Below are 19,419 nucleotides of genomic sequence, written 5' to 3'. Positions count from 1 at the left end.
GGAGACGGGGGGCGTTGTTTTAAAAACAAAAGCAAAAAATAAAGGGTTCAAGCGCGGCGCAGGGCGTGATGTTCCATGCGGTTTTGCAGGCGATAGAGGTACGCAAAACCCTGCTCCCAGCGCTGGTGGCCGGACTTGACATTGATATGCCCGGCACCCGCCAGAATCCCCGCCTCGGCGCCCCAATTACGGGCCAGCTCCATCGCACGGGATGCGCTGACGGCGCTGTCGTTGTCGGAACTGACGACCTGGCTCGGGAACGGCAACAGGGTGGTCGGAATCGGTGCAAAGTTACGCAAGGCCGGCGAGCAGGCCGGGCGTTCGACGTCCGCTGGCGCAACCAGCAAGGCACCGCGCACCTGACGCAAAAACTGCAACGGCGCAGTGGCTGCCCAATGGGCAACGGTGATGCAACCCAGGCTATGGGCGATCAGGATCACCGGTGTGCTGTCGGCGGCAATCGCCTCGGCCAGCGCGGCGACCCAGTCTTCACGGCGCGGCGTCAGCCAATCGGCCTGCTCCACCCGTGCACTGTTCGGCAGACTGTTCTGCCAATGGCTTTGCCAATGATCTTCTGGCGATCCTTGCCAGCCCGGCACAATCAGGTAGCGAATTGATTCGTTGCGCATGGGGGAGCTCTCCTGCTGCGTGTCTGTTCCTGATCGAGTATAGGGACGAGAGTTATATTCGTTAAGGAATAAGAAGCTATTTATTAAGACCTTAATTGAATATGCACGTATCCCCCTGTGGGAGCGGGCTTGCTCGCGAATGCGGTGGATCAGACAACATTGATGGCGACTGACCCGCTGCATTCGCGACCAAGCCCGCTCCCACAGGGGACCTGCGTTTACCTTGGGAATAAAAAAGGGCCGCACCCTGCCAAGGAGACGGCCCCGGAAAACTTGAAATCTGTTAACGCGCAGTAATCACCGACAACTTGGTAATCCCCGCCCGCTCAATCGAGGCCATGGCCCGCGCCACTTCGCCGTAATTCACCCCATCGTCCGCCTGCAATTGCACGCGCACTTCCGGATCCTTGGCCTTCGCCGATTTAAGGTTGAACTCCAGCAAATCCGGCTGGATTTCATCCTTGTTGATAAACAGCTTGCCGGCGCCATCGATGCTCACCACCAGCGGGTCTTTCTGCTCCACCGGGGCCACGGCCTCGGTCTTGGGCAGGTTGATCGGAATCGCGTTGGTCAGCAGCGGCGCGGTGACGATAAACACCACCAGCAGCACCAGCATCACGTCCACCAGCGGTGTCACGTTGATCTCGCTCAGCACCTCATCACTGTCTTGCGTGGAGAAGGCCATATCAGGACGCCTCCTTCACTTTCTGCGCACCGCCCTGGGCCACGACTTTGTGCGAGGTCGGGTGAATCAGCAGACGGAACGAACTCTTCTGCGCCAGGCTGTAGAAGTCATGGGCGAAGTCATCCAGGTCCGCCGCCGTGAGTTTCAGGCGCCGCAAAAAGTAGTTGTAAACCAGCACCGCCGGCACCGCGACCGCGATCCCCACACCGGTGGCGACCAGTGCTGCACCAATCGGCCCGGCCACCGTTTCCAGGCTCGCCGAACCCGCCGCGCTGATGCCTTTCAACGCTTCCATGATTCCCCACACCGTGCCGAACAAGCCAATGAACGGCGAGGTGCTGCCAATACTCGCGACCACCGCCAGCCCGGTTTCCAGCGAACGACGCTCGCGGACGATCTGCTGACGCAACGCACGCTCCAGACGATCCTGATGATTGATCGCCTGGCTCAAGTCATTCGTGGCCGGCGCTTCACCTACCTGGATCGCCGCGTAACCGGCCTGGGCCACACGGGCCGCCGCGCCTGGCTGGGTTTCGCTCAGCTCGGCCGCTGAGTCGAGACTCGACGCGGCCCAGAACTGTTTATGAAATTTCTTATCCTGGGCTTTCAAGCGCCCGAATTGCACGCCCTTGAGCAACGCCAAACCCCAGGTGGCAACGGAAAAAACCACCAGCAGCCAGATCACCGCACCTTCGATGGATTCAAGTGGAGAGGCTAGTAACGTCATGATGTATTCCCTCGTGTAAACGTTTCGCGCGAAATTGGTTTCGGTTTAATGAATCTTGAAATCGATGGGCACGCTGACCCAGCCATCCTGGGCAACATCACCTTGCTTGGCCGGCACGAAACTCCAACGCTTCACGGCGGTTAACGCCGCGTCGTCGAGCTGGTCGCGACCACTGCTTTTCTGAATCTGGATCTCGCCCGGTTTGCCGTTGGCCATCACATGCACCCGCAACAACACCGTGCCTTCCCAACCGCGACGCTGAGCCAGGGACGGATATTCCGGCGCCGGGTTTTTCAAGTACGCGACGTTGGCCGAGGCCGGGGTCACTGGCGCGGGCGCCGGTGGTGCGGGTGGCGCCGGGGCTGCGACAGGTGCCGTTGGTTGCGGCGGTGCTGGCGGCTGTTCAACAGCTTTGGGAGCTGGTTTCGGTACGGGCTTAGCGACCGGTTTTGGTTTTGGCTTTGGAATCGGTTTTGGTGGCGGCGGCTTCACGGCCAACTCGTCTTCCACGGGCGGCGGTGGCTCGACCACGGGTTGAGCAGGTTGTGGCGGTGGCGGCTCGACCACGGGCGGTGCCGGGCGCGAAAACTCGATGGTCATCGGCGGAATTTCCGGCGGCACGATCGGCAGCACGGTGGTCGGTTGCTGATTGACCCAATAGATCACCGCGCCATGCACCAGCAACGCCAGCACACCGAGCAGGATCGCTTCGCGCCGGCTCAGAATGCCCTTGGGCGCACGTTGCAAACGCAACTGACCCAACGGCACGCGGTGCACCCGGCCGAGGTCGACCAACTCGCCACTCGGCGCCTGGCGCCAGAGCACCTCATGTGCGCCGGCGGCGGTCTGGACATTGCCCATTGATTAACTCCCTGCGGTCTCTTTTACGGTCTGTTCATGAACAGCTCGACACACCCGCACTTGAATCCCCCGCGAGGCGTATCGACGGGCCAATCATTGGGCCAGACGCTTATCTCTGAAAGTAACCTTTAAAGTTATGGATAGACCTGAATCGAATATATGAAGCAATCACTTTCGCCAAAGCCACGCCGTACAAGGGCTGTAGCGATGCGTGCGAAAAACGATGCTTTTCAAGCATTGAAAGTATTCGCCGAAGGCATCGATTCAGGAGAGAAGTGCGACATAGAACAGCCAAAAACAACTAACAATAAAGTGATAGTCCACACAAACAAAAACAGGCTGATGCATATTCAATGCTCCAGCCTGTTGATTATTACAGCGATGTTTATTGCTTGACGAACTCGCCACCCAATGTCACGACATCACCATCGAAGTTATTGCGCGAACCCGCTGCCCGTAGTCGGGAATAATTGTGGTCCGGCGAAAACAGCGTCCAGGCTTGGTAACCCGTACCGTCATTCAACCCGGTGAGGGTGATGATGGTCGGTTGCCCGGTGCTGTTCTGGAAGTGGTAGTGCCCGTAGCTGACATCGTAATTCACACCGCCCTGGCTCAGCTTGCCGCTGAAGGTGCCATTCGAATCATTACCATCGGTAATAACCAGTTTGGCGCCAGAGTTTGAGTTAACGTAAGTACCATTAATGCTCGACATGGTTCGACTTCCTTTATCGTTTAAATTAAGTGTCTTCCGATGAGAGCAAGTTTCCTCCTGAAACTCACGAAATAGAGCATGGTTCGACATTCGTTTATTGTCCACGCCGTAACGCAGTTATTAATCAACGAAAAAGCGATATCAACTATGCAAAGTCTTCATAAGTTATTCCAGATAGAACCACTATTACTTCCGCTGGCGATAAGCCGAAACAATCAACGACTGGCATTCGTCTGCTGCGCGCCCACACCCGGTGCAATCACCGCTGTCTGCGAACGTGGCGTCCCTTTTGGTACCCAGTCATAACTCACAGGCAACGCGCGATAGACCCAGTTGCTGATGGCATCGCTGCCCGGTGCTTTGCCGAGATAAGGGCTGACGTATTCCCAAACGTTTTCACCGTTCGCCGTCACCTGGAAAAACCGCCCGTTCATGCCCTCATCAATCAACGTGTTGCCGTTCGGTAGACGTCGCGCACTGCTGATGAAGGAGCTGTAAAACGCCCAACCCGGCTGCCTGGAACTGGCCGCGCTGTACTGCCAGACGATTTCATTCTTGAGCGGATCGATTTCCAGCACCCGTGAACCGGAAATCAGCCCAAGAGTGACGTTCGGATAACCCGCCGAACCCTGGTTATCGAACACCAACAGATTGCCCGCGCCCGGTAGGCCCGCCGGGATAATGTGGGCGTCATGCTGGCCGACGAACTGGTCGATCGGACGCGGCAGTTTCTGCGGGATTTTCGGATCGATCTGTGGCAGGTTCGGGCCAAGGCGCCAAACCACTTTGCCGCTGTGCTTGTCGATGATCGCGATGAAGTTGGCATTGCGCGAATCGAGCAACAGGTTGTCCGGGTTGAAGCGTTTATCGCCGGCATCGAACCACTTGTTCGGACCGACGAGGCTGAGGTTATTGATGTGCAGGTAATCCGGGTTGTCGCTCGCGCGCACCAGCTTCAACTGCTCGGGCGTGAAACCGAATTCATCGAGGTGTTCCGAGGCCAGCCACTGCCATTTCACCTCACCCTTGGGGCTGACCTCGTAGATCGCATCGTCGATCACCTCGGGCACTTTGAACCCGTCGACCTTGTGCACCTTGTTCGCCAGCACCACGGTGTTGCCATTGCTCAAGCGACGCTGGTCATGGTGCTGTTGCGCCGCGCCGCCCGGCGCCTTGTCGCCCCACTGCCAGACCACTTTGCCGTTCCAGTCCAGTTCGCCGACGCTCTGGTTGCCCAGGCCATTGCCGACCGAGCCGAGCTTGCCGGGGTCCTTGTCGCTCAGTTGCAGCAGCACGTGGCCACGTTCGCCGCCGACCAGTTTCGGGTCGATGATTGCTGAAGGGAAACCGGCCTGGGGCCAGGTTTTCACTGCGTTGCCATTCATGTCAATCAGGTGCGTCTGCTTGTCGGCGCCGCTGAAAATCACGTACTGGTTGAAGGCTTTGGCCGGGTCGTAACGGGTGACGCCGGTGGGGTAGACGCTGGGCGCCGCGAAAGCGCCAACGCTCAATACTGCGCCGGACAGCAACACGGGTAACGCCGTTTTGATGCTCACCATGATGAAGCTCCTTGAGTCACGAATCAGAAGTCGTAGCGACCGGTCAGGCCGAGGGTGCGTGGCGTGCCGAGCAAGCCTTCATAACCGCCGTTGGCGCCGGTCCAGAGGGTTGTGTAATAGGTTTTGTCGAAGGCGTTTTTCAGCCACAGCGAGACGTCCCACTGACCCTGGTGGAAGTCCCCGCGCAGGCCTGTGGATAAGTTGACCACGGCATAACTCGGGATTTGCCCGAAATCCGAATCCTCCACCGTGCCTACCGCTTTGGAGCGGAAGGCGTAGCTGCCGGTGACGTACTCTTCCAAGCCGTTGCTCAGGTTCCATTTGTATTCGCCGTTGGCGTTGCCGATCCATTTCGAGGCGCCGACCACCTGGTGGCCGCTGAGGTCGCAAGAGGCCGGTGCGCCCGAACGCAGGCTGACTTCCGGCGGGCACGGGGCATCTTTGTAGGAGAGGTAGCTGACGTCGTTGAAAGAGCCGTTGAGGTTCAGGGTCAGGCCGCGCAACGGGATGATCGTGCTTTCGACTTCCACGCCACGGGAGCGCACGGAGCCGGCGTTGGTCAGGTATTGCACACGGTTGACGTCGTCATAGGCGTTGGTCTGGTAAGCGTTGACCTGGGTCCAGAACACGTTGGCGTTGAGTTGCAGGCGCTTGTCCCACAGGGTGCTTTTGAAACCGAGTTCGGCGTTGTTGGCACGCTCGGTGCCGATCAGCAACGAGTCGGCGCCGGCCGTCGGTGCGGAGCCGACCGCGAGGTTCACGCCGCCGGATTTTTCGCCGTGGGACAGGGTTGCATAGCCGAGCAGGTCATCGGTGAAGCGGTAGCTCAGGTTCAGCAGGCCTGAGGGGCTGGAGCTGTACTGATTCAAATCGCCGGAGTCGTATGCGCCGGCGCGACCGCCTCGTGCCGTGGCCGCCGCGCCTGTGACTGCCGCGCCACCGACCGGCGCATCACGCGTCACCCAGGCGTTTTTTCTTCATAAGTGCCACGCAGCCCGGCGGTGAAGTCCAGGCGCTCGGTGAGGTGCCAGGTGCCTTGGGCGAACAGCGCAAAGCTGTTGGTTTCGATGTGGCCGTTGCCGACGCTGTCGACGTTGGCCAGCGCGCCTCGCGGCGTGCCGTTCCAGATGTCCGCTTGCGGGCCGTAATAGGAGAAAGATTTGTTGTCCAGGTTCGAGCCGAAGTAATAGGCACCGAGCACGTAATCGAAGAATTCACCCTTGGGTGACGCCAGGCGGAACTCCTGGGAGTACTGCTTATCCTCCACCGACACCCCGGCGTTGTAACTCGCCGGTACGTTGAGGCCATCGTCGTTGCGCGGGGTGAAATTCCAAAAGCGATAGGAACTGATCGAGGTCAGGGTGAAGTCGCTCGGCAAGGTCCAGTTAGCCTCCACCGACGTGCCGCCCTGATGCACCGTGACGTGTTGATCGTTGTCGAGATTGACCTCGCGATGGGAGCCGTTGACCAATGTGGCGCCAGCGGTAGCGGCCCGCGCCGAGTAAAGGTTCAAACCATTGATGGTCGGCCCGGTGTTGTACAACACCCGGGTGCCGGCGCTGGAATCTTCTTCGTTATAGTCGCCGATCCAGCGCACGTTGAACGACTCGTTGGGCTTGAACAGCAACTGGCCACGGAAGCCGTCGCGCGAGCCGCCGTTCAATTCATGGCCGTTGTATTCGTTCTTGATGTCGCCGTCACTGCTCGAGCGATAGGCCGAAAAACGCCCCGCCAGTTCATCGTTCAACGGGCCGGAAATCGTGCCCTTGGTTTGGAAGTAACCGTCCTCGCCCACCGAGGTTTCGATGCTGCGCTCAGGGGTGAACGACGGCGCCCGGGTGCTGATGTTGATCACCCCGGCCGTGGTGTTTTTGCCGAACAACGTGCCTTGCGGACCACGCAAAACTTCGAGCTGCTCGATGTCCATCAGGTCGAACACCGCCATGCCCGGCCGCCCGAGGTAAACGTTGTCGATGTAGAGCCCGACGCTGCCTTCAAGACCATCGCTGGCCGGGTTGTTACCGAGGCCGCGGATCGACACGCTGGACTGGCGCGCATGCATGTAGGCGACGTTGACGCTGGGCACCAGTTGTTGCAGATCCTGGATGCGATATACCCGCTGGGTTTCCAGGGTCTGGCCGCTGACCACGCTCATCGGCGTTGGCACGTCCTGCGAACTTTCTTCGCGGCGGCGGGTGGTGACGGTCACGGTTTCCAACTGTGAACTGTCGCCCGTGGTTTTGCCGACGGGGGCTGCTTCGGGGGTCGCGGTGTCGGCCGCATAAGCCTGGGCGCTCCCCGCCAGTAACAGGGCCAGGGGCAGGCGTTTGAGCCGTCGGGGCGAAAGGGGTGAGGCGAGGTTCAACGGACTCATAGGGCGGCTCCTGATCAAAAAACACGCAAACGCTTTCAGCCCTGCATATTCTTTTAAGTTATTTATTTATGTTTTTAGAAAGATTTACTGCATAAGAGATTGCCTTTATAAGGAGTCCACCTGATGCATATCCAATGCATTCGCCCGATATTTTTTATGTGAAAAATGCATATCGATTTGCGCCAACTTCGTCACTTCATCGCCCTCGCCGACCAGCGCAGCTTCGTCGCGGGTGCGCTGGCGGTGAACCTCTCGCAATCGGCGTTCAGCCGCAGCATTCAGGCGCTGGAACACAGTGTCGGTTGTCAGTTGGTGGATCGCGGACGCAAGGACCTGGCGCCGACCAAACAAGGTCAGGTGTTGCTCGAACACGCGCGGCGGCTGGTCAGCGGCGCGCAGCAGATGGCCAACGAGATCAGCCAGTTCAATGGCTTGGAGGCCGGCGAATTACGCTTCGGTTGCGGCCCGGCACCGGCGGCCGGGTTGATCCCGCGGGCGATCGGTAGCTTCATCGGGCGCTATCCGAAAGCGCGGGTGCAGTTTCAGGTCGACGATTGGCAAAGCCTGAGCAAGCGGCTACTGAGTGAGGAGTTCGAATTCTTCGTCGCCGACACCCGCCATTTCGAAGCAGACCCGGACTACCTGACCCAACGCCTGCGCCCACGCAAATGGCATTTTTGCTGCCGCGCCGGGCATCCGTTGGCGGGGCGTGAGAGTGTCAGTGCTGCGGAGTTGATGAGTTATCCGATGGCCGTCAGCATTCGCCCGCCGAACCTGCGCAAAGTCATCGTCGACTTGAGTGGGCGGCCGGATTTCACGCCGAACGTGGAATGTGAAAACAGCTACAGCCTGCTGAGTGTGGTGATGCGTTCGGATGCCATCGGGATTGTCGGCGCGTATTCAGATGCGCTGCACCTCGCCAAGGGTGAATTGGTGTGTTTGAAGATTGAGGGTTTGGCGGATGATCTGGAGGAGTTGTATACGCGGTACGGGATTGTCAGTCGGGCGGGGTATCGGTTGTCGCCGTTGGCCGAGGCGATGATTGCGCAGATCAAGGAGATTGATGAGCTGGATGAAGAGGTGTGTTCTCTTGAAAATCTGGCTGTCTGACCTACCGCTATCGCGAGCAAGCTCGCTCCCACAGTAGATCCTGCAATGCCCACTCTCTGTGGCAACCACCAGTTCCCTGTGGGAGCGAGCTTGCTCGCGATGGCGTCCGCCCGGCTAACGATGCACCCACTGCATAAAACCCATTCCCCAAATGCACTTGCCTCAACCCCACCCCACCAGCGAAAACCCTCGCCTGTCTTCTGATCGGTGAACCCCATGCCCAACACCCAAAAACCCGTGCGCAACGTGCTGTACATCATGTGCGATCAACTGCGCCGCGATTACCTGTCGTGCTACGGCCACCCGCATTTGCACACCCCGAACATCGATCGCCTGGCCGCTGCCGGCGTGCGTTTCAGCCGTGCCTACACCCAAGGCACGATCTGCGGACCGTCGCGGATGTCGGCCTACACCGGACGCTATGTCAGCAGCCATCAAGTGGCGTGGAACGCGGTGCCCTTACCTCTGGAAGAGCTGACCATCGGCGACTATCTGCGCCCCCATGGCATTCGCACCGCGCTGGTGGGCAAGACCCACGCCACGCCCAATCTGGATGCCTTGCAACGACTTGCCATCGCCCCCTCCAGCGATCAGGCCGAGGTGTTGAACGAGGTCGGTTTCGAAGCGTATTTTCGCCATGACGGCATCTTCCCGGACGACCCATTGTTCGATGACAAACGCGAATCCGCGCCTTACACCCATTACCTGCGCGAGAACGGCTTTGAAGGTCGAAACCCCTGGCACGACTGGGCCAACGCCGCCGAAGGCCCGCAGGATGAAATCCTCAGCGGCTGGAAAATGCGCAACGCTCATCTGCCGGCCCGCGTCCCCGAGCAGCATTCGGAAACCGTCTACACCACCGACCGCGCCATCGACTTCATCGCTGAGCAAGGTGAGCAGCCGTGGTGCCTGCACCTGTCGTACATCAAGCCGCACTGGCCCTACATCGCCCCGGCGCCGTATCACGCGTTGTATGGCGCCGATCAGGTGATTGAACCGGTGCGCGCAGCGTTCGGCGAGGAGAGTGATCACCCGGTGTACAACGCGTTTCGGCAGCATGAAGAAAGCCTGAATTTTTCCCGTGATGAGGTGCGGTTGAACGTGGTGCCGACCTACATGGGGTTGATCAAACAGGTCGATGATCAGCTCGGGCGCTTGTTTGATTTTCTCCAGAGCAACGGTCGATGGGATGACACGCTAATTGTGTTCACCAGCGATCACGGTGACTTCCTGGGCGACCATTATTTGGGGGAGAAAGAGTTTTTGCTGGAGCCTGCGGTGGGGATTCCGTTGATCGTTCGCGACCCGCGTGTGGCGGCGGATATCACTCGAGGATCGGTGGATGATCGGCTGGTGGAAACCATTGATGCGTTGCCGACGTTTCTTGACGCGCTGGGTTTGCCGAGTGCTGAACACCGGCTTGAAGGACGCTCATTGATTGCGCTGCTGCACGGCGTGAAAACCAATTGGCGCCGCTATGCGATCAGCGAATATGACTACGCGTTCCAGGCCCCGGCGCGGGAGCGGCTTGCGCAGCCGATCGACCGTTGCCGCATGACCATGGTGCGCAGCGAGCGCTGGAAATACCTGGCGTACGACGGATTTGGGCCGCAGTTGTTTGATCTGCAGAATGATCCGCAGGAGTTGCGTGATTTGGGTGCGGATCCGGCGTTTGCGGCGGTTCGTGAAGAGCATGCGGGGTATTTGTTTGAGTGGGTGCGCGGGTTGAAGCGGCGCACGACCATTAGTCATCAGGAGATTGATTTGCGCGGGCAGCGGTTTCGTTATGGTGAGCCGGAAACCGAGAAATTGGTCCAGATCGGCGTGTGGTAACCCAATCAAATGTGGGAGCGGGCTTGCTCGCGAAGACGGAGTGTCAGTCGATAAAAATGTTGACTGATACACCGCTTTCGCGAGCAAGCCCGCTCCCACAGGGGACCGTGTTTTACGCGCCTTTGATGGTCTGACTCCGCTGCCCCGCCACGCCCACCGGTACCTCGCCCTTCAACGTCACCCGGCGAACGATCCGATCCTGAGTCCCATAGTCATCCACCGCGTAATGCTGGGTGGAGCGGTTGTCCCAGATCGCCACGTCACCAGCCTTCCAGCGCCAGCGCACGGTGTTTTCCAAACGGGTGATATGACTCTGCAACAGACCAAATAAATGCGCCGAATCCGCCAGGGAATAACCCTTGATGCGTTTGACGAAATGCCCCAGCAGCAAGCTCTTTTCGCCGCTGATCGGGTGCACACGGACCACCGGGTGCTCGGTTTCGTAAACGGTGGAAGTGAAGATCTTGCGGTAGCGCTCCAGCTTTTCCGCCGACACGTCCGGTTTGGCGCCGGCGTAGTCATATTCGTTGCTGTGTACGGCGGTGAGCTTGTCTGCCAGTTCACGCAGCTCCGGCGCCAGCTCGTTGTAGGCCGTCGCGGTGTTGGCCCAGAAGGTATCACCACCGAACGCCGGGGCCACCACCGAGCGCAGGATCGAGGCTTTCGGGTACGCGTCAACGAAAGTCACGTCGGTGTGCCAGGAGTTGGCGCGCTGGCCTTCAGCGCCGTCCAGTTCCAGCAGGTAACGGGTGCCATCGCGTACCGGTACGGTCGGGTGCGCCACTGGCTCGCCGAGCAAGTGGGCGAATGCTTCCTGGCTTTGATCGTCGAGCTGCGTCTGCTCGCGGAAGAACACGACTTTGTATTGGACCAGCGCCTGCTGGATCGCTTCGACGGTGCTGGCGTCCAGCTCGCCGGAGAGTTTCACGCCACGGATCTCGGCGCCGATCCGGCCGGCCACCGGATGGATTTCAAGCGCGTGAACAGCGGGTTTTACAGCTAAAGCGGCATTGCTCATGGGTAGACCCTCGATCGGACTGCTGACGGTTGAGCGGCAGCGAAACAATGCTCTATCTATATTCAATTTAGATCTAATAGATATCTACATGCTTCGTTGACGGAATAAGAGCTTGCATTTAAAACCTCTAGCAACCCTCGTCGCAAATGCCTTCGAGCTATTTTTAGGATGCCGGAAAAGCATATGGATCTTCGCCAGTTGCGCTACTTCATCGCCCTCAACGAACACCGCAGTTTTGTCCGCGCGGCCGACGCCATGGGCATCACTCAACCGGCGTTCAGCCGCAGTATTCAGGGGCTGGAGCAAGAGTTCGGCTGTGTGTTGGTGGACCGTGGCAACAAGGATTTGCGCCCGACACCCGAGGGCCAGGTGGTGCTGCAACATGCCTTGACCCTGGTCCAAGGCGCGGCGCTGCTCAATGCCGAAGTGACGCAGATGACCAAGCTCGACGCCGGTGAACTGCGCTTCGGTTGCGGCCCGGCGCCAGCGGTGAAACTGGTGCCGGATGCGGTGGCGCAATTCATCAATGCGCACCCGAAAGTACGCACCTGTTTTCAGGTGGATAATTGGGAAAAACTCAGCCGCGCCCTGAGCCGTGAAGAGATCGAGTTCTTCATCGCCGACATCCGCCATTTCGAAGCCGATCCGAACTTCCAGACCCAGGCCCTGACGCCCAAGCGCGGGGTGTTCTTCTGCCGGCCGGGGCATCCACTGCTGGTCAAGGACAGCCTGTCGACCAACGACATGTTCGACTACCCGTTGGCGACCACGTTGATCCCGCCGGGCATTCGCAAACTGCTGGCAAACCTCAGCGGGCGGATGGATTTTTCACCGACCATCGAGACCGAGCACTTTCCGGCGCTGGTGAAGATCGTGCTGCAATCGAACGCGATTGGTATTGGTACGGAAGAGGCGTTTAACGAAGACATCGCCCAGGGCACGCTGGTGTTGCTGCACTGGCGCAATTTGCCGCAGAACATCGAGAGCATGAATGCGCGGTGCGGGATTGTCAGTCGCACCGGGTTTCGGTTGTCGCCGGCGGCGCGGGCGATGATTGAGACGTTGGTGGCGGTGGATAAACAAGAGATTAGCGTCGCGGTTTGATGACCCCATCGCGAGCAAGCTCGCTCCCACAGTAGATTTGCGGTGTACACAAATTTTGTGTCCGGCAGAGATCCACTGTGGGAGCGAGCTTGATCGCGATGAGGCCAGTGAGATCGCTAAAAATTCAGAGCTTCGCTGCAGCCAACTCCGGCGCTACCCAATCCGTCACCTTGAACGGCTTGCGAATCAGCTTCTGCTGCGAAGCCAAATCCACTGCATCCTGCAATTTCCCCAGGAACACCGGATCCAGCGTCGAGGGGAACACGTCGCTCAACTTCTGATCCTTCAAATCCTGCTGAAGAATCACTGGCGGATAACTCGCCAGCCCCGACACCAACTGAATGTACGCATCCTTGTTGCTGTCCTGCGTCAGCCACTCCACCGCTTGCTGCTGCGCCTTCAACAGTTTCGCGACCGCCTCCGGATGCTCGTCGACAAATTTCCCGGTGCCCACCAACACCGCCTGAACACTGCCCGCCCCACCCAGATCCTTGGTGTTCAACGGCAACTCGGCCAACCCCTTGGCTTGCAACGCCGTCAATCCAGAACTGCCCCACGACGCATCAATCTGCTTGGCCGCCAGCGCGGCAACGGCGCCGCTAAAGTCCAGATTAATGACCTTCAGATCCTTCTCGCTCAAACCCTGGCTGGCCAGCGCCGCATCAAAAGACAACTGAGTAGCGGTGCCCCGAAAGATCGCCACGCGTTTGCCTTTGAGGTCTTGCAGGGTTTTGATCCCCGAACCGGGCACCACGCCCAGGTACTGTTTCACCCCGCGCGCAGAGGCGCTGAGCAGGCGGGTGTCCAGACCATTGGACTTACCGATGATTGCCGCGAGATCTCCCAGGTAAGCCAGGTCTACCTGACCGTTGGCGAACGCTTCGTTGATCACCGGCCCGGCGCCTTTGAAGAAACTCCACTGAATTTTGATCCCCTGATCGGCGAAGGCTTTCTCAAAGATCTGCTGGTCGCGCAATACATCCGTTATACCGCCGCCACTGTGCTGGGTGCCGGCACTCAGGTCAGGCACGGCGATCCGAATTTCCTTGAGTTCGTCGGCGTGGGCGGTGAACGCCAGCAACCCCGCCAGGGCCGGTATGGCAAACAGACTGATGACACGTTTGAAGGGACGATTCATGGGTGCGGCTCCTGGTGGCGACGGCGTTGAGGAGCAGAACGTAGGCTGAATCAGTCCCTACGCTTAAATACTATAAATTCACATTTTTATAGCTTTTGGGTCTATGTCAGTCAAAGCGGGGCTCTCGGGCGGGTATGCATAAACAGCATCGAAAATATTCTTCGAATGCATTGGATGCGTGTGGGCTGGAGGCCTTAAATGGTCTCGCTTATCTCTCAATAGCATTGATTTTAATTTTTATAGATCAAATTCGCATACACCTTAAACCTGTTGGAGCGAGGCTTGCCCGCGAAGAGACCCGTCACATCCAACAAGAGGGTGACTGACAGATAGCCTTCGCGGGCAAGCCCCGCTCCTACAAGGTCAAAAACGGAGGTCATTCATGGCCCGTGTTTCCCTTCTCAGCCTGCCGCTGGCCGCCCCACCGCTCAATGGTCGGCGCCTTTGGCCAAGCCTGAGCCAGCGTCTCCTGCCCTGGATGTTACCGATCAGCCTGTTCGCCCTATGGTGGCTGGCCAGCCGCAATCACTGGATGAGCGAGCAGATCCTGCCGGCGCCCTCTCTGGTCTGGAACAGCGCCGTCGAACTGTCCCAAGGCGAGTTGTGGAGTCATCTGTGGATCAGCCTGCAACGCCTGTTCTGGGGCTTGCTCGCCGGGATCAGCGCTGGCGCAGCCTTGGGCGCGGCGCTGGGTTTCAGTCGGCGTCTGGAGCGCCTGGTGTTCCCGACGTTCGCCGGTTTGGCGCAAGTCCCGACCCTGGCCTGGATTCCGCTGTTCATGGTGTTTTTCGGCATCGGTGAAGTGTTGAAACTGGTGGTGCTGGTGAAGGCGATTGTGGTGCCGGTGACCCTGCACACCTTGGTCGGTGTGCGCGACGCACAACCCAAATTGCGCGAGGCCGCCGCCGTGCTGCGTCTGCCGCCGCGACTGTTGATCCGTCGCCTGGTGCTGCCCGCCGCGCTGCCCGCCTTCATGGCCGGTGTGCGACTGGCGCTGGCCGCCGGTTGGACCTCGTTACTGGCGGTGGAACTGCTGGCGTCCAGCGAAGGCATCGGTTACCTGATGGTCTGGGCGCGCCAGTTGTTCATGCTCGACATCGTCTTCGTGGTGATCGTGGTCATCGGTTTGATCGGCGTGGCGATGGATCGCGGCTTCGTCTGCTGGATAAAAAATGGGTGCACTGGCCGCACCCGGCCACCGCCGAAATCCGCCGTGGGCCGAAGTATCAAGGCTCGCAACACCTGCAACCCTGGCTGCTGCCCTTGGCGTTGCTGACGTTGTGGCAAGTGACCACGGATCAGCAGTGGATCGACGCGAATATCCTGGTCAGCCCGTTCGCGGTTTTGGAAACCACTTGGCACGGCCTGCGAGACGGCACATTGATCAGCGGCATGGCCCTGAGCCTGGGCCGCACCCTCGGCGGTTTGCTGCTGGGCGGTGGACTCGGATTTTTGCTGGGCTTGCTGCTGGGGCTGTCGCACACCAGTGAACGCATCCTCGGTCCGACCCTCGCTGCCATCCGCCAAATCGCGATTTTCGCCTGGGTGCCGCTGCTCACCGCATGGTTCGGCCTGGGGGAATTGGCCAAGTGGGTATTCGTCGCACTCGCTGCATTTTTTCCGCTGTTTATTGCCACCCAACGCAGCGTCGCCAACCTCTCGCCGCAACTGAATGAAGCCGCTCAAGTGCTGCGTCTGAATCTCGGCCAACGCCTGCGCCGCCTGGTCTTGCCGGGCGCGGCCCCGGGGATCTTCGCCGGCCTGCGCCTGAGCCTGATCTACGCCTGGCTCGGCACCATCGGCGCCGAATATTTCATGCCGTCCAATGGCGGCATCGGCAGCCAGATGATCGGTGCCCAGCAACTGCTGCGCATGGACCTGATCATGGCCGGCATGCTGCTGGTGGGCCTGACCGGTGCCCTGCTCAACCTCATTGGCCAACGCCTGGAAATCCGCGCTACCCGCTGGAGACACGCATGAACGCACCGATTGTCAGCTTCAACCACGTCGGCAAATCCTTCGACGTCGACGGCTTCGAACTCGAGGCCATACGTGAATTCAACCTGGGAAATCGCCGAGGGTGAATTCGTCGCCATTGTCGGCTCCAGCGGCTGTGGCAAATCAACTTTGTTGCGACTGCTGGTGGGGCTTGATACGCAGTTTCGCGGGCAAATTACCGTGGACGGCAAAGCGGTCACTGGCATCGGCAGCGAACGCGGAATTGTCTTTCAGGAACACCGTTTGTTCCCATGGCTGACGGTGGCCGACAACATCAGCCTGGGCCTGGTCAACGAACCGCTGAGCGCCGAACAAAAGCAAAAACGCGTGGACGACTTCATCGAGTTGGTCGGCCTCAGCGACTTCACTCGCGCCTATCCGCACCAGCTCTCCGGTGGCATGGCGCAACGGGTGGCGATTGCGCGCGGCCTGGTCGCCAGCCCCCGGATTCTGCTGCTCGACGAACCCTTCGGCGCCCTCGACGACACTGACCCGTCAGCAGATGCAGGACGAGCTGCTGGCGATCCGGGCACGGGCAAAAATCACCACGATTCTAGTCACCCACGATGTGGAAGAAGCGATCTTCCTCGCGGACCGCGTGGTGGTGATGGAACCGCGTCCCGGACGGATCAAGCAAGTGGTCGACATCGCCCTGCCCCATCCGCGTCAGCGCAGCAGTTTCGACTTCCACCAATTGCGCGAAGAACTGCTGCACGAACTCACCAGCGATGACCATTACCAACCGGTCGTGCCGGTACAAATCCGCGATCTGCCGCTGTCCTTTATTGCCTGCTGAACAGGAGATTTTTGATGCCGCAACGTCCCAACTTTCTGGTGATCCTGGCGGATGACCTGGGCTTTTCCGATATCGGCGCGTTCGGCGGCGAAATCGCCACGCCGAACCTCGATGCGTTGGCCAACAACGGCCTGCGCCTGACCGACTTCCACACCGCGCCGACCTGCTCACCGACCCGTTCGATGCTGCTCACCGGTACCGACCACCACATCGCCGGCATCGGCACCATGGCCGAAGCGCTGACCCCCGAACTGATCGGCAAACCGGGTTACGAAGGTCACCTCAATGACCGCGTAGTCGCGTTGCCTGAGTTGCTGCGCGAGGCCGGTTACCAGACGCTGATGAGCGGCAAATGGCACTTGGGGCTGACCGCTGAACTGGCGCCGCATGCGCGGGGTTTCGAGCGTTCGTTCTCGCTGCTGCCCGGCGCTGCCAACCATTACGGTTTCGAACCCACCTACGATGAGCAAACGCCGGGGCTGCTGAAATCCACACCGGCGCTGTATATCGAGGACGATCAATTCATCGATGAGTTGCCGAAGGATTTCTATTCCTCCGACGCCTTTGGCGACAAGCTTTTGCAGTATCTGAAGGAGCGCGATCAGACCCGGCCGTTCTTTGCCTACCTGCCGTTTTCGGCACCGCACTGGCCGTTGCAGGCTCCGGCCGACGTGGTCGAGAAATACCGTGGCCGCTATGACACAGGCCCCGAAGTGTTGCGCCTTGAGCGTCTGGAAAAACTAAAATCCCTGGGGTTGATCGACGCCGATGTCGAACCGCATCCGCTGATCCAGCTCAACGCGCAATGGGACGCCTTGAGCGACGAACAACGGCAGGTTTCCGCGCGAGCCATGGAGGTTTACGCGGCGATGGTCGAGCGCATGGACTGGAACATCGGCCGTGTCGTCGACTACCTGCGCAACCAAGGGCAACTGGACAACACGTTCATCCTGTTCATGTCCGACAACGGTGCCGAAGGCGCGCTGCTGGAAGCCTTCCCGAAATTCGGCCCGGAGCTGCTGACTTATCTGAACCAGCATTACGACAACAGCCTGGACAACATCGGCCGCGCCAACTCCTACGTCTGGTACGGGCCGAGCTGGGCTCAGGTCGCGACCGCGCCGTCACGGTTGTTCAAGGCGTTCACCACTGAAGGCGGGATTCGGGTGCCGGCGCTGGTGCATTACCCGCAGCTGTCGCTCAAGGGCCAGGTCAGCCACGGGTTTGGCACGGTGATGGACGTCACGCCGACCATTCTCGACCTCGCCGGTGTGCGCCATCCCGGCAAGCAGTGGCGCGGCAAGCCAGTGGCGCAGTTGCGCGGGAAGTCGTGGCTGGGGTTTCTATCCGGCGAGACGACGCAGGTGCATGACGAGCACACCGTGACCGGGTGGGAATTGTTCGGGCGGCGGGCGATTCGGCAGGGGCAGTGGAAAGCGGTTTACATTCCGGGGCCGGTGGGGCCGGCGACCTGGCAGCTTTATGATCTGGGGAGTGATCCGGGAGAGATTCATGATTTGGCGGTTAGTCAGCCAGAGAAGCTCAGCACTTTGATCGAACATTGGCAGACTTATGTGGATGAGACCGGGGTGATATTGAGCGAGTCGCCATTTCAGCCGGATTGAACACTAACACTGTGGCGAGGGGGCTTGCCCCCGTTCGGCTGCGAAGCAGTCGTAAACCAGACGACCGACCTCTATCTGTTAAACCTCGGTCGTCTGGTTTTGGGGCCGCTTCGCAGCCCAACGGGGCAAGCCCCCTCGCCACAGGTATGAGTCAGGCCTGGGCGGTTTGTGTCGTGGCGCTCACCACCTCGTCCTTGCGAACAAACCGGTTCGCCCGCACAAACGTCCCGAAATCATTAAACCGAACCCCCATCTCGCGCATTACCTTATGCGCCACCGGCACGGTCATCTGGCGGATGTAAAACGGTTCCTTCACCACAAAGTGATGAATCCCGTGGCTGCTGCCGAAGTTGAAGCAGAACACTTGCAACGGCCACATCCACCAAGGGTTCAGCACCTGAGTCTGTTGAATCACATTCCCCAGCTCCACATCACCGTAGTAATGCATGTTCGAACTGACAAAGTGCAGGCAAAAAGTGCGCAACACGTTCGGCCCGATGATCACCACTGCCGCAATATCGATCACTTGCATCACGGACAGCGTGGTCGCCGACCACTCAATCGGTGCACCGAGCAAATGCGCAATGCCATTGGCCGCATGAAAGCCGAGAAACACATACCACGCGCCCCAATGCACCAGCGCTAAAGGCGCATAGACCTTCAAGGTGCGCTTGATGATGCTGAATTTGTGCGCCCAGGTCTTGGCCCGCAGCATGCGAATAAACGCCGACATCACGTTATCGCCGACCATCAACAGCCGGGCAATGCCCCAAGGCTCGCCATTGGTGATCGCCCGCTCTTCCATGTCGGTTTCGGTGCCGGAAACCTTGTGGTGATTGAGGTGCAGATGACGGCGGATCCACGGGTTGATCGTGCTTGGCCGCGCCAGCCAGACCAGGCCCATCATCAGGTTGTGCGGCAGGCGTTGCTTGCGGAAGTACATGCTGTGAATCAGGTCGTGTTCCAGTTCGTGGGTCAACGACGCAAAAAACGCATTGAGCAACAGGCACGCCCACCAGGCCATGTGCCCGGTGATGTAGAGCGCCGCCGAACCGATCATCCCGACCAGCGCAAAGGCCAGAATGCCTGCGCCCAAAGCGTCCTGATGGTTAAGAATCGGGTAGCGTTTGCGCAGTTCGACGCCCTTGGCCAGCACCACTTCGCGAATATGTGCTGATCGCTGGGCTGCATTCAGTCGCTGGGGACTTGCAGAAGTACGGTCCATGCTTCCATCCTCTGGTTATTGATGC

At 59.4% G+C, this 19,419-nt stretch carries 14 protein-coding genes and 3 pseudogenes; 7 read left to right on the top strand and 10 right to left on the bottom strand.

All coding sequences use genetic code 11. The features are described from left to right. Positions 1-47: 47 nt before the first annotated feature. The 4 genes from RHM58_RS09490 to RHM58_RS09475 form a co-directional block, all read right to left on the bottom strand. Entirely contained in the window at positions 48-629 is a 582-nt protein-coding gene (locus tag RHM58_RS09490; protein ID WP_201199633.1) for an alpha/beta hydrolase, read from the bottom strand. Positions 630-912: 283 nt separating this feature from the next. Next, positions 913-1,314, bottom strand: coding sequence for an ExbD/TolR family protein (locus tag RHM58_RS09485; protein WP_003220570.1), 402 nt, complete (start codon positions 1,312-1,314; stop codon positions 913-915). 1 nt (position 1,315) lies between these two features. Then, positions 1,316-2,041 carry a MotA/TolQ/ExbB proton channel family protein gene (locus tag RHM58_RS09480; protein ID WP_201199631.1) on the bottom strand — a complete coding sequence of 242 codons (726 nt, stop codon included), beginning with the start codon at positions 2,039-2,041 and terminating at the stop codon, positions 1,316-1,318. A 45-nt stretch (positions 2,042-2,086) separates the two neighbouring features. Then, positions 2,087-2,902: an energy transducer TonB gene (locus RHM58_RS09475; RefSeq protein ID WP_322270183.1), complete on the bottom strand. Its 816-nt coding sequence runs from the start codon at positions 2,900-2,902 to the stop codon at positions 2,087-2,089. Between the two features lie 159 nt (positions 2,903-3,061). On the opposite strand from RHM58_RS09475, the gene RHM58_RS09470 reads away from it, so the two are divergent. Continuing rightward, entirely contained in the window at positions 3,062-3,298 is a 237-nt protein-coding gene (locus RHM58_RS09470) for a hypothetical protein (RefSeq protein WP_322270182.1), read from the top strand. On the opposite strand, the gene RHM58_RS09465 is transcribed toward RHM58_RS09470, so the two are convergent. From RHM58_RS09465 to RHM58_RS09455, 3 genes and pseudogenes are all read right to left on the bottom strand, one after another. Further along, entirely contained in the window at positions 3,288-3,614 is a 327-nt protein-coding gene (locus RHM58_RS09465) for a hypothetical protein (protein WP_201192463.1), read from the bottom strand. The two genes, RHM58_RS09470 and RHM58_RS09465, sit on opposite strands and share 11 nt — an antisense overlap. 215 nt (positions 3,615-3,829) lie before the next feature. Continuing rightward, positions 3,830-5,173 (bottom strand): aryl-sulfate sulfotransferase, encoded by a 1,344-nt coding sequence (locus tag RHM58_RS09460; RefSeq protein ID WP_322270180.1) that lies wholly within the window; start codon positions 5,171-5,173, stop codon positions 3,830-3,832. Between the two features lie 23 nt (positions 5,174-5,196). Next, positions 5,197-7,547, bottom strand: a pseudogene (locus tag RHM58_RS09455) (TonB-dependent receptor). A 165-nt stretch (positions 7,548-7,712) separates the two neighbouring features. On the opposite strand from RHM58_RS09455, the gene RHM58_RS09450 reads away from it, so the two are divergent. Together RHM58_RS09450 and RHM58_RS09445 are read left to right on the top strand one after the other, a co-directional pair. Further along, positions 7,713-8,657 carry a LysR family transcriptional regulator gene (locus RHM58_RS09450; protein ID WP_201199625.1) on the top strand — a complete coding sequence of 315 codons (945 nt, stop codon included), beginning with the start codon at positions 7,713-7,715 and terminating at the stop codon, positions 8,655-8,657. Positions 8,658-8,873: 216 nt separating this feature from the next. After that, entirely contained in the window at positions 8,874-10,490 is a 1,617-nt protein-coding gene (locus RHM58_RS09445; protein WP_322270178.1) for an alkaline phosphatase family protein, read from the top strand. A 112-nt stretch (positions 10,491-10,602) separates the two neighbouring features. On the opposite strand, the gene RHM58_RS09440 is transcribed toward RHM58_RS09445, so the two are convergent. Further along, positions 10,603-11,508, bottom strand: coding sequence for a TauD/TfdA dioxygenase family protein (locus tag RHM58_RS09440; RefSeq protein WP_322270177.1), 906 nt, complete (start codon positions 11,506-11,508; stop codon positions 10,603-10,605). 183 nt (positions 11,509-11,691) lie between these two features. Between RHM58_RS09440 and RHM58_RS09435 the strand changes: the two genes are divergently transcribed. Further along, on the top strand, positions 11,692-12,612 hold the full coding sequence (locus RHM58_RS09435; protein WP_201199618.1) for a LysR family transcriptional regulator: 921 nt from the start codon (positions 11,692-11,694) through the stop codon (positions 12,610-12,612). Between the two features lie 124 nt (positions 12,613-12,736). Here RHM58_RS09435 and RHM58_RS09430 read toward each other — a convergent pair whose 3' ends face one another. Beyond that, positions 12,737-13,750, bottom strand: coding sequence for an ABC transporter substrate-binding protein (locus RHM58_RS09430; RefSeq protein WP_201199615.1), 1,014 nt, complete (start codon positions 13,748-13,750; stop codon positions 12,737-12,739). A 382-nt stretch (positions 13,751-14,132) separates the two neighbouring features. Here RHM58_RS09430 and RHM58_RS09425 point away from each other — a divergent pair. From RHM58_RS09425 to RHM58_RS09415, 3 genes and pseudogenes are all read left to right on the top strand, one after another. Then, a pseudogene (locus RHM58_RS09425) lies at positions 14,133-15,730 on the top strand (ABC transporter permease). Further along, positions 15,727-16,544, top strand: a pseudogene (locus tag RHM58_RS09420) (ABC transporter ATP-binding protein). Before RHM58_RS09425 ends, RHM58_RS09420 begins: the two co-directional pseudogenes overlap by 4 nt. Before the next feature lie 14 nt (positions 16,545-16,558). Further along, entirely contained in the window at positions 16,559-18,169 is a 1,611-nt protein-coding gene (locus RHM58_RS09415) for an arylsulfatase (RefSeq protein WP_322270176.1), read from the top strand. 151 nt (positions 18,170-18,320) lie between these two features. Here RHM58_RS09415 and RHM58_RS09410 read toward each other — a convergent pair whose 3' ends face one another. Next, on the bottom strand, positions 18,321-19,394 hold the full coding sequence (locus RHM58_RS09410) for a fatty acid desaturase (protein WP_201199607.1): 1,074 nt from the start codon (positions 19,392-19,394) through the stop codon (positions 18,321-18,323). Positions 19,395-19,419: the final 25 nt, after the last annotated feature.

The organism is Pseudomonas sp. 10S4, assembly GCF_034344865.1.
GTDB lineage: Bacteria > Pseudomonadota > Gammaproteobacteria > Pseudomonadales > Pseudomonadaceae > Aquipseudomonas.
The sequence above is the reverse complement of the archived record's forward strand: the minus strand, read 5'-3'. Positions and strand labels throughout refer to the sequence as shown.

Coding starts and splice junctions, on each gene's coding strand:
- RHM58_RS09490 (WP_201199633.1), bottom strand. CDS start 629: ATGCGCAACGAATCAATTCGCTACCTGATTGTGCCGGGCTGGCAAGGA.
- RHM58_RS09485 (WP_003220570.1), bottom strand. CDS start 1,314: ATGGCCTTCTCCACGCAAGACAGTGATGAGGTGCTGAGCGAGATCAAC.
- RHM58_RS09480 (WP_201199631.1), bottom strand. CDS start 2,041: ATGACGTTACTAGCCTCTCCACTTGAATCCATCGAAGGTGCGGTGATC.
- RHM58_RS09475 (WP_322270183.1), bottom strand. CDS start 2,902: ATGGGCAATGTCCAGACCGCCGCCGGCGCACATGAGGTGCTCTGGCGC.
- RHM58_RS09470 (WP_322270182.1), top strand. CDS start 3,062: ATGAAGCAATCACTTTCGCCAAAGCCACGCCGTACAAGGGCTGTAGCG.
- RHM58_RS09465 (WP_201192463.1), bottom strand. CDS start 3,614: ATGTCGAGCATTAATGGTACTTACGTTAACTCAAACTCTGGCGCCAAA.
- RHM58_RS09460 (WP_322270180.1), bottom strand. CDS start 5,173: ATGGTGAGCATCAAAACGGCGTTACCCGTGTTGCTGTCCGGCGCAGTA.
- RHM58_RS09450 (WP_201199625.1), top strand. CDS start 7,713: ATGCATATCGATTTGCGCCAACTTCGTCACTTCATCGCCCTCGCCGAC.
- RHM58_RS09445 (WP_322270178.1), top strand. CDS start 8,874: ATGCCCAACACCCAAAAACCCGTGCGCAACGTGCTGTACATCATGTGC.
- RHM58_RS09440 (WP_322270177.1), bottom strand. CDS start 11,508: ATGAGCAATGCCGCTTTAGCTGTAAAACCCGCTGTTCACGCGCTTGAA.
- RHM58_RS09435 (WP_201199618.1), top strand. CDS start 11,692: ATGGATCTTCGCCAGTTGCGCTACTTCATCGCCCTCAACGAACACCGC.
- RHM58_RS09430 (WP_201199615.1), bottom strand. CDS start 13,750: ATGAATCGTCCCTTCAAACGTGTCATCAGTCTGTTTGCCATACCGGCC.
- RHM58_RS09415 (WP_322270176.1), top strand. CDS start 16,559: ATGCCGCAACGTCCCAACTTTCTGGTGATCCTGGCGGATGACCTGGGC.
- RHM58_RS09410 (WP_201199607.1), bottom strand. CDS start 19,394: ATGGACCGTACTTCTGCAAGTCCCCAGCGACTGAATGCAGCCCAGCGA.